This is a genomic window from Kitasatospora sp. NPDC088391, from assembly GCF_044753345.1.
Taxonomy (GTDB): Bacteria; Actinomycetota; Actinomycetes; order Streptomycetales; family Streptomycetaceae; genus Kitasatospora.
Map to the genome: position 1 here is coordinate 65,453 of NZ_JBIVNB010000001.1, position 13,246 is coordinate 78,698.

Genomic DNA, 13,246 nt, shown 5'->3' on the forward strand with positions numbered 1-13,246 from the left:
ACCGAACGGCGGACGGGCCGCCCCGGTCCCGGAGCGGGAAGCTCCGGTCCGGGACGGCCCGTCCCCTTGCGCCGTGGTCCGGCGGTGCGTCAGTTCACCGCCCGGCCGCGGTACTCCTCCGCGATCGCGCGGGTGCCGGGCAGGTCCGCGAGCGGTTCGCCGACCACCCGGGAGGCCAGCTCGGTGGCCAGCGCGATGACGTCCTCACGGAGCGCGGCCTCGGCCAGCACCGTGTCGGCGGCCAGTTGCACGTGCGCCTCGTCCACCAGCCGCTCGCGCTGCTGCTGGCCCTCGGCGCGCAGGGCGGCGACCAGGGCCGCGCCCTCCTCGGCGGCGGCCTGCCGGATCGCCGCCGCCTCGTGCCGGGCGGTGGCCAGTTCGGCCCGGAACTCGTCCCGGATGCGTTCCGCCTCGGCCCGGGCGGCCTCGGCCCGGGCCATGCCGCCGTCGGTGCGGTCGTGCCGTTCGGTCAGCGTGCGTTCGATGCGCGGCAGGAGCGCCTTGCCGAGCACGCCGAAGAGGAAGAAGAAAACGATCAGCCCGAGGATCAGCTCGGGGATGTTCGGCTCGAGAGGTCCCATACTCAGTATGCTATCCGATCACACGATCGGACCGTCATCCGGAGTACTCGTCAGCTTCCCTCCCCCGCAACGGAGTTGACCCCCCGGGAGCCCGCTTCCCGCCGGATCAGTCGCCCGTCACCCCGTCGACCAGCTCGCGCAGCAGGTCGGCGTGGCCGTTGTGGCGGGCGTACTCGGTGGTGACGTGCAGGTACGTCATCCGCAGCGACATCTCCTCGCGGTGCTCGGCCAGCAGCGCGTCCAGCGGGGCGCCCGCCACCGCCTCGTCCGCCAGGCGCTGCTCCTCCAGCAGGCGCAGGTACTCCTGCTCGGCCCGCTCGGGCTCCAGCAGGTCGAAGTCGGCGTCCTTGTGGCCCACCACGAAGTGCAGCGGCTCGACCGCCTCGGCGGCGAACCGGATCCGGAACCAGGTGCGCTCGACCTTCGCCAGGTGGCGCATCAGGCCGAGCAGCGAGAGCGAGCTGGTCGGCAGCGGGCGCAGCGCGAGCTGCTCCCCCGTCAGGCCCGCGCACTTGTGCAGGAAGGTGGCCCGGTGCCAGGCGAGGTACTCGGGCAGCAGCTCGGCCTCGGGCGCGGTGAGGGAGCCCTCGGGGCGGTCGGTGGCGGGGACGGTCCATGTCATGCGCCCGATCATGCCGAACGAACGGTCGGGCGCACCAGGGGATTTCGACTCCCGTTCCGATCACCTGCCCGCTCACCTGCCCGCCCCCGGGGGTGCTGCCGCGCCCGTCCGGGGAGTTGGTAGCATCCCGGTGAGCCGTGACTGGCGCGCTGGGATGGAAGTCACCATCGGGGAGCGGCTCCGTGCGGGTGCCCGTGTGCTCCGCCTGCTGTCGCCGTGCGCCTGGGCCGTCCGAATCGTCCGTTCCGTACGAGGAGACCGCCTTGGCCGAGTCCCGTTCCCTGCCCGCGTCCGCCCACAGCTCCGCCCACACCTTCGCCGGGCCCGCCGCCGACACCGCCTTCCGCAGCGCCCTGGACGTGGTGCGCGCCGTCGAGCCGCGGGTGGCGGCCGCGATCGGCGCCGAGATCGAGGACCAGCGCGCCTCGCTGAAGCTGATCGCCAGTGAGAACTACGCCTCCCCCGCCGTGCTGCTGGCGATGGGCAACTGGCTGAGCGACAAGTACGCCGAGGGCACCCCGGGCCGCCGCTTCTACGCGGGCTGCCGCAACGTCGACACGGTGGAGGAGCTGGCCGCCGAGCACGCCCGCGAGCTGTTCGGCGCGGAGCACGCGTACGTGCAGCCGCACTCGGGGATCGACGCCAACCTGGTCGCCTTCTGGGCGGTGCTCTCGCAGCGGGTGGAGAGCCCGGCGCTGCGGCGGGCCGGCGTGCGCAACGTCAACGATCTGAGCGAGCAGGACTGGGCGGAGCTCCGCCGCGAGCTGGGCAACCAGCGGATGCTCGGCATGTCGCTGGACTCCGGCGGCCACCTCACCCACGGCTTCCGGCCGAACATCTCCGGCAAGATGTTCGAGCAGCGCAGCTACGGCACCGACCCGGCGACCGGGCTGCTCGACTACGACGAGGTGCGCCGGATCGCCCTCGACTTCAGGCCGCTGATCCTGGTCGCCGGGTACTCGGCGTACCCGCGCCCGGTGAACTTCCGGAAGATGCGGGAGATCGCGGACGAGGTCGGCGCGACCCTGATGGTCGACATGGCGCACTTCGCGGGCCTGGTCGCGGGCAAGGTGCTGACCGGGGACTTCGACCCGGTCGCGCACGCGCAGATCGTCACGACCACCACCCACAAGTCGCTGCGCGGCCCGCGCGGCGGCATGGTGCTGTGCGCCTCGGAGCTGGCCGAGCACGTCGACCGGGGCTGCCCGCTGGTGCTCGGCGGCCCGCTCTCGCACGTGATGGCGGCGAAGGCGGTGGCCTTCGCGGAGGCCCGGCGCCCCGAGTTCCGGGTGTACGCCCGGCAGGTCGTCGACAACGCGCAGGCGCTGGCCGAGGGGCTGCTGCGGCGCGGGGCCCGGCTGGTGACCGGCGGCACCGACAACCACCTGGTGCTCGCCGACGTCTCCTCCTACGGCCTGACCGGCCGTCAGGCGGAGGCCGCGCTGCTGGACTCCGGCATCGTCACCAACCGCAACGCCGTCCCGCAGGACCCGAACGGCGCCTGGTACACCTCGGGCGTCCGGTTCGGCACCCCCGCGCTGACCACCCGCGGCCTGACCACCGCCGACTTCGACGAGGTCGCCGACCTGGTCCACACCGTCCTGGCGGGCACCGCCCCCGCCGGCTCCTCCAAGGCGCAGTACACCCTCGACCCCGCGCTGCGCGACGCCGTCGCCAAGCGCGCCGTCGACCTGCTCGCCCCCTACCCGCTCTACCCGGGCATCCCCGCCCTCGGCTGACCCCGCCCCTCCCCCGGCCCCCGCCCCGGTCTCCGCGGCCCGGGCCGGGGGCGGTCGCGCCCGTGCTACCGTCCCGTTCTTCCGAACTACCGTACACGAACTGTGGGTTGACGGTGTCGGACGCGGGGGACCACACAGTGCGGTGGGTGATCGGCCTGGTCCTGCTGCTGACCGTCGCGGGGGCGGGCAGCTGGGTGGTGCACCGGCTGACGGCCTAGGGGCCGCCGTTCGGCGACCCCCGGGCCTGCGCGGGCACCGACCTCCCGCTGGACCGCGCCCTCGCCGAGACCACCCTGCCGCTCCCCGCCGGGGCGGAGGACATCCACCACCTGGCCCGCCTCGACCCCGGCACCGGGCTCGTCAAGGTGGCCGTCTCCTTCCGCAGCGACCGCGCCACGATGACGGACTACCTGATCGGGCGCGGGCTGACCGCCGCCCAGGTCGCCGGCCTGGACGACGGGCCGTTCGAGCACGGCGACGTGCTGGAGTACCCGGGGCTGTGCGGCAGCCACGGGAAGCCCCCGGCCGTCGCCGTCCCGTTCCCCACCACCTACTCGGCCGCGGCGGGCGTGGCCCTCGAACTGGACGGCCGGTCGATCCGCGAGCACACCCCCCGTCCTGCTGACCATCTCCCGACCCGACCCCGACCGCACCGGGCCGACCCGGGCCGCCGGGGGCGCGGCCTAGGATGGCCCGCATGATCGTGGACGAACCGGCGACGGCGGCGGACGGGCCCGTTCCCGGCGTGCGCAACCTGCGGGACGCGGGCGGGGCCGGGGCGCTGCCGCGCGGGGTGCTCTACCGCTCGGCCGCGCTGGACGGGCTGACGCCCGCCGGGCTGCGGGCCCTGCACGGGCTGGGCGTCCGCACCGTGCTGGACCTGCGCAGCGGACCCGAACTCGCGGCCCGGCCGGACGCGCCGGGCACCGGCTCCCCGCTCTCCGGCCCCTTCGGTGCGGGCGGCGGCATCCGGTACCTGCACGTCCCGGTGTTCGCCGAGCAGCGCTGGCCGACCGAACCGGCCGAGCTGTACCCGCTGATGGCCGAGTCGGCGGGCCGCCCGGCGGCGGCCCTGGTCCGGCTGCTCGGGGCGGCCGACGGTGGTGCGGTGCTGGTGCACTGCGCCTCCGGCAAGGACCGCACCGGGGTGGTGGTCGCCCTGCTGCAGACCCTGCTGGGCGCGGACGAGCAGGAGGTGCTGGCCGACTTCCTGCGCTCCAACGCCGCACTCGGCCTGGCCCCGGGCGGCACCGACGGTACCAGCGGCGACGGCAGCGGCCCCGGCGCCGGTGGCGGCCACGCCCGCCGGCCGGTCGCCGCCGGGCTCCTGCGGCGCGCCCTGCTCTCCGTCCGGGCCCAGCACGGCACGCTCGACGCCCACCTGCGCGCCCACGGCGCGCGGCCCGCCGAACTCGCCGCGCTGCGGGCCCGGTTCGGCCAGGGGCCGGCCGCGCCCTGACCGGCCGAGCCCTGACCAACCGGCGGACGGCTCGGCGGGGCGGACCCCGGGACGGCTACCCTCCGTGCCGGTCGCCGTTCGGCACCCCCTCCCCCGCTGCTCTGGAGCAACGCGCATGTTCAAGGTCAACGAATACTTCGACGGCACGGTCAAGTCGATCGCCTTCACCTCGGCCGAGGGCCCGGCGACGGTGGGCGTGATGGCCCCGGGCGAGTACGAGTTCGGCACCGCCGCCCCGGAGACCATGCACGTGGTCAGCGGCGCCCTGACGGTGAAGCTGCCCGGCGCGGACGCCTGGGAGACCTTCGGCGCGGGCACCCGTTTCGACGTCCCCGGCGACAGCCGCTTCCAGCTGAAGGTCGAGGTCGACACCGCGTACCTCTGCGACTACCGCTGAGCCTCCGCGCCCGCCCGGGCCCGCCCTGACGGAACGTCAGCACCGGCCGGGCGCCGGGCGGGTCGACCCGGCGTCACACCCCGACCGCCGGAGCCGCCGGAGTCGCCGGGACGGCCGGGGCGGCCGGAGCAGGCACCGCCCCGGGTATCGGCTCGGGGGCCGGGACCGCCTGCGCGGGCAGGCGGCGGACGGCGGGCAGTGCCAGCAGGGCGAGGGCGAGCGGGACGGCGAGGACCGTCATCCCGAACAGGGTGGGCCGCAGGCCGAGGGTGTCGGAGAGCGGGCCGGCCAGCATGATGCCCACGGGCATCAGCGCCACCGCGATCAGGTTGTCGTAGGAGCTGACCCGGGACAGCACCCGCTCCGGTATGTGCACCTGCAGCGAGGTCTCCCACAGGACGTAGCAGAGGGCGACGCCGACGCCCGTGACGGCCTCCAGCGCGGCGATCACCGCGACCGGCGCGCCCGAGCCGATGATCAGCGCCTGGCAGGACGCCACCGCCAGCGCGGCGGCCATCACCACCATCGGCCGGGCCGGCCTCAGCCGGTAGGCGCACACGTCGCCGACGATCGAGCCGACGCCGAACGCGGCCGTCACCAGCGCCCAGGCCCCGGCACCGCCCCACTGGCGGTCGGCCAGCACCGGGCCCAGCACGAACACCGAGGGCAGCACCACCATGTGGTAGACCGCCATCGCCAGCATGCCCGACCAGACCCACGTCCGGCTGCGGACCTCCCGCCAGCCGACCCGCAGTTCGGCCAGGAACCCCGGCCGCTCCTCCGCCCCGGCCGCGCCGCCCCCGGCCACCGGGCCGAGCCGGGCCAGCACCAACGCGCTGGCCGCGAAGCTCACCGCGTCCACCGCCAGGGCCCCGCCGGGGCCGACCGAGGCCACCAGCACGGCCGCCAGCCCCGGCCCCAGCACCAGCCCGGCCGACTGCACGAAGCCGCGCAGCGCGTTCGCCTCGCGCAGCCGCTCGACGGGCACCAGCAGGGGCAGCAGGCCCATCGAGGCGGGCAGGAAGAAAGCCTCGGCGAGGCCGAACACGGCGGTCAGCGCCGCCATCGTCCAGACCCCGGCGTGGCCGGTGAGCAGCAGCACGGCGAGGACCGCCTGCACCACGCACCGCACGACGTCCGAGGCCAGCATGATCCACTGGCGGGGCAGCCGGTCCGCCCAGACGCCGCCGATCAGGGTGAACACCAGCAGGGGTATCAGCCCGGCCGAGACCACCAGCCCGACGTCGGCGGCCGAGCCGCCGATCGACACCACCGCGAACGGCAGCGCGACGAACGTCACCCGGTCGCCGAGCACCGACAACGACTGCCCGACGAACAGCCGGGCGAACTGCCGCTCGGCCCGGAGCACCTCCGGCACCAGCCCAGCCATGGACAACCTCCGTACACCACTGGTCACATCGAGCACCGCGATGCTAGAAGCTCCGACCACCCCTTGTCGCGTGATTTATCCGCAACGCCGTCAATGCCCGTTTTCCGGCGGCCCCGCGGGCCGGTCGCCCTTCCCCCCGAGCGGTCTGACGCACCGTCGGCGCACGGCACCGTCGCGCCCTCGGCGCACTCCCGTTACACCGTCACAGTCCGGGAACGGACGGCATCCTTCCCCTGTCCCGGGGCATCCGACCGCTGTCACAGTGAACCGGTCGCGGGCCGCGTGGGCCGGCGGGAACGGGGTCGAACCGATGAGAACACGTCTGGCCGCAGTACTGCTCGCCCTGACCCTGGCGGGCGGCACCACCGCCCTGGCCGCCGGCCCGGCCGCGGCCGCAGCGCGCCCCACCACGGTCACGGCCGCGGTCGCCGCCGGCACCGGCCAGCAGGCCCCGGCGGCGGGCGCCCAGGCCCAGGGCAGCACCGGGCAGCGGGAGCAGGCCCCGGTCCACCTCGCCAAGAGCAAGGACAAGAAAAAGAAGAAGAAGTCCAAGGGCGGCCTGATCGGCCTGATCCTCCTGGTGGTCGTGGTCGTCGCGGTGGTCGCCCTGGTGATCTGGCTGGTCCGCCGCAACAGCCGCCGCCCCTGACCACGGGCGCGCGCCCCCCGGTCAGCCCTTGAAGACCTGGTCCGCGGGCGGCGCGGCGGCTTCGACCTTCTGGTCGAAGCCGGTGAAGGTGAGCACCATCCGCCCCGCCCCGCTGTCCGCGGACAGCACCCGCGGGCTGCCCTCGGCAGCGATGGCGTACGTCACCGGTGTGCCGTCCTCGTCGGTCATCGTCACGAGGACGGCCGCGACCCCGCCGACCTGCCGGGTGCCCGCCTTGGCGAGGTCCCGGCCGGCGGTGCCGTCGGTGTTCAGGCCGACCTGCTTCTGGACCGCCATGCCGAGGTCGCAGAAGGAGACGAAGCTCTTGGGGTTGTTGTAGTTGTCCGCCGGGAGCCGGAGCCACTTGCCGGCCGCCGCCGCGGGGGCGGTCTGCGGGGCCGCCTTCACCAGGTCCGCGTCGGGCTTCAGCCACACCTCCGCACCGGCCCGGAGGATCTCTGCCGAGCCCTTGCCCTCGCTGCGGTAACTACCCGCGCAGCCCCGGGCGCTGTCCCCGGCGAACGTACCGGTGAGCGCACCCTCGGGGTGCCCCGGCATGGAAACCGTGTACGTCGTGCTCATCAACTGCTCACCGGCGGCCCGCGTCCGGGCCACGATCTCCCCCGCCGACAGGTCCTGCAGCGCGACCGCGGCGGACGCCGGGGCCGCCGGGGCAGCGCTCTTGTCCGGCTTCCCTCCGGACCCGCAGGCCGTCAGGCCCGACAGCCCGATCCCGACCAGCACGATCACGGCCGGCGGTCTCACCACGCGCACAACAACCTCCACAGTTCGTACAACCGTCGAGTGCGCAAGTCTGCCAGCACGCCGAAATCGTCCACCGCACCAGCTCCGACCTGGTTGTCCGACGGCCGCGCCCAGCCCCACCGCGTCCCGCGAACCCACCGACGCCGGCACGACCACCTGAGCCCCGCACCTCAGAACCGGCCGGTGTCGATCTCCAGGTCGAACGGCGCGGGCAACCGGACACCCCGCCCGAACGGATGCGGCCCGTCGACCTCCTCGTACCCCAGCCGCCCGGGCCCGGAGAAGACGGTGCACTCCCGCAACTGGCGATCCACCAGCAGGTAGACCGGTGCTCCGTACTGGCCGTACCGCCGCCGCTTGACCGTCCGGTCGGTCTCCCCGTTCGACGGCGAGGTGACCTCGACCACCAGCAGAGTCTGGTCCGGCAGGAGTGCCCCTTCGGTCTTCGCCGCCAACTCGGCCGGAACCACCGCCAGATCGGGAATGAACCAGTTCTCACTCCCGGGCAGGTCGAGGTTCCCCGAACCGGAGACCAGCCCCAACTCCTCCAGCCGCGGCGCGATCTGCCGACGCACCGCCTCGACGGCGCTCCCGCGCGCCCAGGACACCGACACAGGGGTGATGACCCCCTCGACGAGCTCCGTACGGTCCCAGGCGACGTGCTGGACCGCGTACTTCAGGGCCTGCTCCGGGTCGGCGACGTGGTAGTCCCGGGGGACGTGGGCTGCCGCACTCATCGCGCACCTCCGCTGCTCCGCTCCCTCCGATTCTCTTCCCCGGCCGTCGGCCCCGGTCACGCCGTCCGGGAAGTTCACCGTTTCGGGTCGGACCCGTGGCGCGGCTCCGTGCCGACGAGGCGTCAACAGGTCGTTCACACACCGGCCGGGCCAGGGCGTGACGGTTGCGTGATGTCAGCGCGACGCGCTTGTGATTGACGCGTTCGAGTGAATAGGGTTCCTCCCAGCCCGCACCGTCGGGCCCCGCGCGCGGACACGCCGAGCCCTGTCCACCGTGCTGCCGGGTCGACCACCACAACCCTTGGACAGGGGTGGGGGAACCAGGTTTGTTGCCGTCCCCGCGGCTCGGGGTGAAGTCGTCCGCACCGGTTCCGTCCGGCGCGCGGCGGCCGGACCTCCCTCCCGGTCCGAACCCGACAGCTCACCTCGCAGGCGTACGGAGAGGATCTCGCATGCTCTTCACGGGTTCGGGGCGCCACCGCCGGCAGAGCCAGGCGGAGAAGGCGGCCGAGCGCGCGATCGCCGCGGCCGGCGTGGCCGGTATCGGCATCGCCCTGCCGCTGCTCGCGGCCACCGGCGCGCACGCCGCGCCCAGCGCGGTCTGGGACCGGGTCGCCGACTGCGAAAGCGGCGGCAACTGGGGCGCGGACCAGGGCAACGGCCTGTACGGCGGCCTCCAGATCAACGCGCAGCGCTGGGCCGACTACGGCGGCACGTCCTACGCGCCGCTGCCGAGCACGGCCAGCCGCAGCCAGCAGATCGCCGTCGCCGAGCGCATCCTCGCCACCGAGGGCCCGTCGCCCTGGTCGGCCTGCGCCGACGGCGCGGGCCTGGACGTGGTCTCCGCGCCGGGCGTGGTGGACGACAACGACTCGGCGGACGAGACGGGTTCGCTGCGCGGGGCCCGGGGTGCCGCCGCCGTGAACACGGCCGCGGACGGCACGGTGCCGGGCAAGGCGGGCGCGCCGGTCTTCTCCGGCCTGCCGGGCTACGACCCGGTGTACAAGGTGTACTGGTACGAGAAGAACGGCGGCTGGTTCTGGACCGGCCACCAGAGCCTGTACGAGCGCTACATGCAGCTGACGCACCCTCAGCCGGTCGCGCCCTCCGCCACGCCGTCGCCGATCGTCCCGGTCGCCCCGGTCACCCCGGTGGCCCCGACCGACCCGACCGACCCGACCGGCACGCCGACCGCGCCGGTCTCCCCCACCGTCCCGGCCGACCCGAGCGCCCCGGCGCTCCCCGGCCTGCCGGTGGCCCCGACCGACCCGACCGGTACGCCGAGCCCGACGGCCCCGAGCACGGACGCCCCCGGGAACGGCGGCACCCCGGCCGCACCGTCCGACGCGCCGTCCGGCACCCCGTCCCCGGACGCCGGGGCCGCCGCCCCGGCGAGCACCGCCCCGGCGGCCCCGGCCCAGTCCCAGCCCGCGGCCCCCGCCCCGGCGGAGGCCGCGGCGCAGCCGAGCACCGCCCCCGCGCCCGCCGCGCCGTACACGGTGGGCCCGGGCGACACCCTGATCGGGATCGCCAAGAGCCACCAGGTGGACGGCGGCTGGTCCGAGCTCTACCGGACCAACCAGCAGCTGGTGGGCGAGGACCCGGACCTGATCAAGCCCGGCCAGGTGCTGAAGCTGGGCTGACGCCCTCGCGGACCGGCCGCCGTCACCCGGGGACGGCGGCCAGTCCGGTGCAGCCGCGCAGGCCGTCCCGCCGTTGCAGGGCGGCCTTCGCCGCGTCCCCGGTCTGCGGGACGGGGACGCCCCGGCCGTCGATGTGCGCGGGGGTGAAGGTCTCGCCGGTGACCTTGCCCTCGCGGGTGACGGTGAGGGTGGCGACGCCGGTCTCGTCGGAGGCGGTGTAGTCGGAGGTGCCGTACCAGAGGAAGTTGCCGTAGCCGTACGCCACGTAGGTGTTCCCGAGCATGCCGGAGCCGAGCATGGTGTGGGCGTGGGTGCCGACCACGGCGGTCGCGCCGGCGGCGGCGACCTTCTTGGCGATCCTGGTCTGGGCGGCGGTCGGGCAGGTCTTGCCCTCGTCGCCCCAGTGCAGGTAGACGAGGACCACCGGGGCCTGGGCCTTGGCGGCGGTGACGGCGCGCACCAGTGCGGCCTCGTCGAGGGCGGAGGCGATGCCGGGCTTGCGGTCGCCGGCCCGCCACTTCTGGTTGGTGAGGTCCTCGATCTGGCTGGCCGCCAGCACCGCGACCTTCACGCCGCGCACCGTGGTGACGTACGGCGCGTACGCCTCCTTGGCGTCCTTGCCGATGCCGATCACCGCGAGCGGGGCGGCGGCCTTGGCGGCGAGGGTGTCGGCGAGGCCGTCGGGGCCGTAGTCGACGGCGTGGTTGTTGGCCTGCGAGACCACGTCGACGCCGGCGTCCTTGAGGGCGGTCAGCGCCTCGGGGCCGGTCCGGAAGTTGTACAGCTTGGGTTCGGGCTTGCCCCGGGCGGTGATCGCGCTCTCCAGGTTGAGCACGGCGAGGTCGGCGGCGGACAGCGTCGCGGCGATCGGACCGAGCGCGGTCTCGGCGGCGGGCGCGGAGAGCCGGGCGGCCGAGCGTCCCTCGAAGTGGACGTCCCCGGCGAAGGCGACGGTGATGCTGCCGTCCGGCACGGGCGGTGCCGGCGGCACGGACGGCACCGGCGGTGCCGAGGTCCCGGCGGCCGTGGCCGCGGGCGCGGCCGCGTCCCCGGCGGGCGCCGATCCGGTGCAGCCGGTGGCGGCGGCAGCGAGCAGCAGGGCGGTGACGGCGGTGCCGACGGGTGCGCGACGCACGGTGATCCCCCGGTGGTTCGGTGACGCAGCACTCTAACCCCGCCACCGAACGACCCCCACGACCGGGCTGCCGCCGCTCCGGCTACGCGGGGGCGGAGGTGGAGGCGGGGGCGGAGTAGTCGTCGTAGAAGCCGCGGCCGGTCTTGACGCCGAGGTGTCCGGCGTCGACGTAGCTCCGGAGCAGTTCGCGCGGCCCCTCGGGGAGGTGCGGGTTCTCGGCGGCGTAGTGGTTCTCGATGTCGAGCGCGACGTCGAGGCCGACCTGGTCCATCATCCGGAACGGGCCAGCCTTCAGGCCCATGTTGATCTGCCACATCCGATCGACGTCCTGCGGGGTGGAGACGCCTTCGGCGACCACTGCCAGGGCCTCGCGCTTGATGGCGGCCCAGATGCGGTTGAAGATGAAGCCGGTCGACTCCTTGCGGGCCTCGAACGGGAAGACGCCGTACTTGGGCAGTTCCTCCTCCAGGAAGGCCAGCACCGCGGGGTCGGTCCTCCCGTCGGACATCAGGTCGACGGCGTTCTGCTGCGGCGGCATGTAGAAGTGCATGTTGACGACGCGTTCGACGTGGGTGACGCCGTCGACGAACTGGCTGGTCGGGTACGAGGAGGAGTTGCTGGCCAGGATCGCGTCGGGTTCCGCCTGCCGGTCGAGGTCGGCGAAGACCCGATTCTTCAGGTCGAGGTGCTCCGGGACAGCCTCCACGACCAGCCAGGCGTCGGCCACGGCGGCGGCCTGGTCGTCGTGGGCCGCGGCGGTGCCGGGTCGGCCGCCCTCGACGGTGGCGGCGACCTCGGCGATGTGCTCGGCGACGTAGGCGACGGCCTGTTCGGCGGCGGCGCGGCTCGGGTCGAAGATCCGGACTTCGCCGCCGCGGGTGGCGAACATCAGGGCGATCCGGCGTCCGAGGGTGCCCGCGCCGATCACGGTGACGGGGCGGGACTCGATGCCGGCGGGGAGGGTGAAGGCCATGGCGGCGCGTTTCCTTCCGGGGGTGCGGGGCGGGGACGGGCGGGTGGTCACGGGAGCAGGCACAGGCCGGTCAGCGGGACGCCGAGCGCGACGACCTCGCGCGGGGCCCGGCCGGCCGCGGGGCCGTCGGGGAGCGGGACCTCGCGGATGTGCCCGCCCAGGTCCGCGACGTAGGCGAGGCCGGCGGCACTGTCGACGGCGAGGCCGATCGCCTCGGCGAGGCCGATCGCCTCGGCGAAGCCGGCCGCCAGGATCTGCGGGGGCGTGCCGGGGGCGCCGGGGCCGGGCAGCGGTGCGCGGTTGAGCGTGTTGCCGTCGGGGGCGGCGCCCCGGTCGGTCCAGTAGAGGGTGTCGCCGTCGAGGTGCAGGTCGATCGGTTCGGGCAGGTGGTCCCAGAGCACCTCGACGTCGGTGCGGTGCTCGGCGCTCTGCCCGGCGGGGATCTCCAGGGCGGCCCGCAAGATGCGCCCCCGGCTGCCCTTGGCGGGGCCCTTCTGGTTCCAGTACAGGTGGCCGCGGGCCGGGTCGACGGCGATGCCGACGCATTCCCCCATGATCCCCTCGGCGGCGGGCGTGACCACGAGGTCGGTCGGACCGCTGCCGTCGGTGCCCACCCGGCTGATCCGGTGGCCCTCGCGGTCGCACCAGTACAGGCTGCCGGCGCCGCCGGTGGCGAGTTGCTTGCCGGTGGTCGTCGCCCCGGGCGGGAGGAGGTCGCGCGGCGGGCTTCCGGGGGTCCAGGCGTGCAGGCCGCCGTTGGGCCGGGAGAAGTCGTAGCCCTGCTCGCCCGGTGCGCGGGGGTCGGTGGCGGGCGCGCCCATCGTGGTCCAGTACACGGTGCCACCGGCCCGGACCACGCCGTCCGGGGCGGGTCCGGCGTCCTCGACCAGGGTGCGGACCCGGCCGTCCGCGGGGTCGACGGCCAGCACCCGGCCCGGGGCGAACTGCAGGGCCAGTAGGTGCTTGGGGGCGGGCCCGGCGGCGGTCACCTCCGGCCGCCTTCCGCGGCACCGGTCGGGGGCCCTTGCCGGGCGGCACCGGACGGCCGGGGCCCGGGAGGGGCCGGTGGCACCGGTGCCGACGATGGTCACGAGCGCCATGGAGGTCACCTCGGGAGGAGTCGGACGGGCTGCGGGGCCCGGTCCCGGCCCGCGGC

At 74.9% G+C, this 13,246-nt stretch carries 14 protein-coding genes and 1 riboswitch; of the genes, 6 read left to right on the forward strand and 8 right to left on the reverse strand.

The annotated features are described in order from the left end of the window. Positions 1-89: 89 nt before the first annotated feature. The gene (locus tag ACIQBJ_RS00265) at positions 90-581 is read right to left on the reverse strand and encodes a hypothetical protein (RefSeq protein WP_400700901.1); all 492 of its coding nucleotides are present in this window, start codon (positions 579-581) and stop codon (positions 90-92) included. Between the two features lie 106 nt (positions 582-687). After that, entirely contained in the window at positions 688-1,203 is a 516-nt protein-coding gene (locus ACIQBJ_RS00270; RefSeq protein ID WP_400700904.1) for a DinB family protein, read from the reverse strand. A 281-nt stretch (positions 1,204-1,484) separates the two neighbouring features. Here ACIQBJ_RS00270 and ACIQBJ_RS00275 point away from each other — a divergent pair, with 281 nt between their 5' ends. The 4 genes from ACIQBJ_RS00275 (at position 1,485) to ACIQBJ_RS00290 (ending at position 4,798) form a co-directional block, all read left to right on the forward strand. Further along, positions 1,485-2,942, forward strand: coding sequence for a glycine hydroxymethyltransferase (locus ACIQBJ_RS00275; protein WP_400703409.1), 1,458 nt, complete (start codon positions 1,485-1,487; stop codon positions 2,940-2,942). A gap of 365 nt (positions 2,943-3,307) precedes the next feature. Then, positions 3,308-3,643, forward strand: a complete 336-nt coding sequence (locus ACIQBJ_RS00280; protein ID WP_400700907.1) for a hypothetical protein — start codon at positions 3,308-3,310, stop codon at positions 3,641-3,643. Further along, positions 3,640-4,401, forward strand: a complete 762-nt coding sequence (locus ACIQBJ_RS00285) for a tyrosine-protein phosphatase (RefSeq protein ID WP_400700910.1) — start codon at positions 3,640-3,642, stop codon at positions 4,399-4,401. The genes ACIQBJ_RS00280 and ACIQBJ_RS00285 overlap by 4 nt, the downstream gene beginning before the upstream one ends. A gap of 115 nt (positions 4,402-4,516) precedes the next feature. After that, on the forward strand, positions 4,517-4,798 hold the full coding sequence (locus tag ACIQBJ_RS00290) for a pyrimidine/purine nucleoside phosphorylase (RefSeq protein WP_400700913.1): 282 nt from the start codon (positions 4,517-4,519) through the stop codon (positions 4,796-4,798). A gap of 73 nt (positions 4,799-4,871) precedes the next feature. On the opposite strand, the gene ACIQBJ_RS00295 is transcribed toward ACIQBJ_RS00290, so the two are convergent. Beyond that, positions 4,872-6,188 (reverse strand): MFS transporter, encoded by a 1,317-nt coding sequence (locus ACIQBJ_RS00295; RefSeq protein WP_400700917.1) that lies wholly within the window; start codon positions 6,186-6,188, stop codon positions 4,872-4,874. Positions 6,189-6,498: 310 nt separating this feature from the next. Here ACIQBJ_RS00295 and ACIQBJ_RS00300 point away from each other — a divergent pair, with 310 nt between their 5' ends. Beyond that, a complete protein-coding gene (locus tag ACIQBJ_RS00300; RefSeq protein ID WP_400700920.1) occupies positions 6,499-6,837 on the forward strand; it encodes a hypothetical protein in 339 nt (112 codons plus the stop codon). 21 nt (positions 6,838-6,858) lie between these two features. Here ACIQBJ_RS00300 and ACIQBJ_RS00305 read toward each other — a convergent pair whose 3' ends face one another. Together ACIQBJ_RS00305 and ACIQBJ_RS00310 are read right to left on the reverse strand one after the other, a co-directional pair. Then, positions 6,859-7,605 (reverse strand): hypothetical protein, encoded by a 747-nt coding sequence (locus ACIQBJ_RS00305; RefSeq protein ID WP_400700923.1) that lies wholly within the window; start codon positions 7,603-7,605, stop codon positions 6,859-6,861. A gap of 167 nt (positions 7,606-7,772) precedes the next feature. Further along, on the reverse strand, positions 7,773-8,339 hold the full coding sequence (locus tag ACIQBJ_RS00310; protein ID WP_400700926.1) for a Uma2 family endonuclease: 567 nt from the start codon (positions 8,337-8,339) through the stop codon (positions 7,773-7,775). 280 nt (positions 8,340-8,619) lie between these two features. After that, positions 8,620-8,788: riboswitch (cyclic di-AMP (ydaO/yuaA leader) on the forward strand. Positions 8,789-8,791: 3 nt separating this feature from the next. Here ACIQBJ_RS00310 and ACIQBJ_RS00315 point away from each other — a divergent pair. Next, positions 8,792-9,982, forward strand: a complete 1,191-nt coding sequence (locus tag ACIQBJ_RS00315) for a transglycosylase family protein (protein ID WP_400700929.1) — start codon at positions 8,792-8,794, stop codon at positions 9,980-9,982. 22 nt (positions 9,983-10,004) lie between these two features. On the opposite strand, the gene ACIQBJ_RS00320 is transcribed toward ACIQBJ_RS00315, so the two are convergent. From ACIQBJ_RS00320 to ACIQBJ_RS00330, 3 genes are all read right to left on the reverse strand, one after another. Then, complete coding sequence (locus ACIQBJ_RS00320; RefSeq protein WP_400700932.1) at positions 10,005-11,117, reverse strand: CapA family protein; 1,113 nt, start codon at positions 11,115-11,117, stop codon at positions 10,005-10,007. 82 nt (positions 11,118-11,199) lie between these two features. Continuing rightward, complete coding sequence (locus ACIQBJ_RS00325) at positions 11,200-12,090, reverse strand: 3-hydroxyacyl-CoA dehydrogenase family protein (protein WP_400700935.1); 891 nt, start codon at positions 12,088-12,090, stop codon at positions 11,200-11,202. A gap of 47 nt (positions 12,091-12,137) precedes the next feature. Beyond that, on the reverse strand, positions 12,138-13,190 hold the full coding sequence (locus ACIQBJ_RS00330; protein ID WP_400700938.1) for a hypothetical protein: 1,053 nt from the start codon (positions 13,188-13,190) through the stop codon (positions 12,138-12,140). Positions 13,191-13,246 lie beyond the last annotated feature (56 nt).

Excerpts from the sequence above, each read along its gene's own strand:
- ACIQBJ_RS00315 (WP_400700929.1), top strand. The coding sequence starts at position 8,792 with ATGCTCTTCACGGGTTCGGGGCGCCACCGCCGGCAGAGCCAGGCGGAG.
- ACIQBJ_RS00310 (WP_400700926.1), bottom strand. The coding sequence starts at position 8,339 with ATGAGTGCGGCAGCCCACGTCCCCCGGGACTACCACGTCGCCGACCCG.
- ACIQBJ_RS00330 (WP_400700938.1), bottom strand. The coding sequence starts at position 13,190 with ATGGCGCTCGTGACCATCGTCGGCACCGGTGCCACCGGCCCCTCCCGG.
- ACIQBJ_RS00295 (WP_400700917.1), bottom strand. The coding sequence starts at position 6,188 with ATGGCTGGGCTGGTGCCGGAGGTGCTCCGGGCCGAGCGGCAGTTCGCC.
- ACIQBJ_RS00285 (WP_400700910.1), top strand. The coding sequence starts at position 3,640 with ATGATCGTGGACGAACCGGCGACGGCGGCGGACGGGCCCGTTCCCGGC.
- ACIQBJ_RS00325 (WP_400700935.1), bottom strand. The coding sequence starts at position 12,090 with ATGGCCTTCACCCTCCCCGCCGGCATCGAGTCCCGCCCCGTCACCGTG.
- ACIQBJ_RS00290 (WP_400700913.1), top strand. The coding sequence starts at position 4,517 with ATGTTCAAGGTCAACGAATACTTCGACGGCACGGTCAAGTCGATCGCC.
- ACIQBJ_RS00270 (WP_400700904.1), bottom strand. The coding sequence starts at position 1,203 with ATGACATGGACCGTCCCCGCCACCGACCGCCCCGAGGGCTCCCTCACC.
- ACIQBJ_RS00300 (WP_400700920.1), top strand. The coding sequence starts at position 6,499 with ATGAGAACACGTCTGGCCGCAGTACTGCTCGCCCTGACCCTGGCGGGC.
- ACIQBJ_RS00265 (WP_400700901.1), bottom strand. The coding sequence starts at position 581 with ATGGGACCTCTCGAGCCGAACATCCCCGAGCTGATCCTCGGGCTGATC.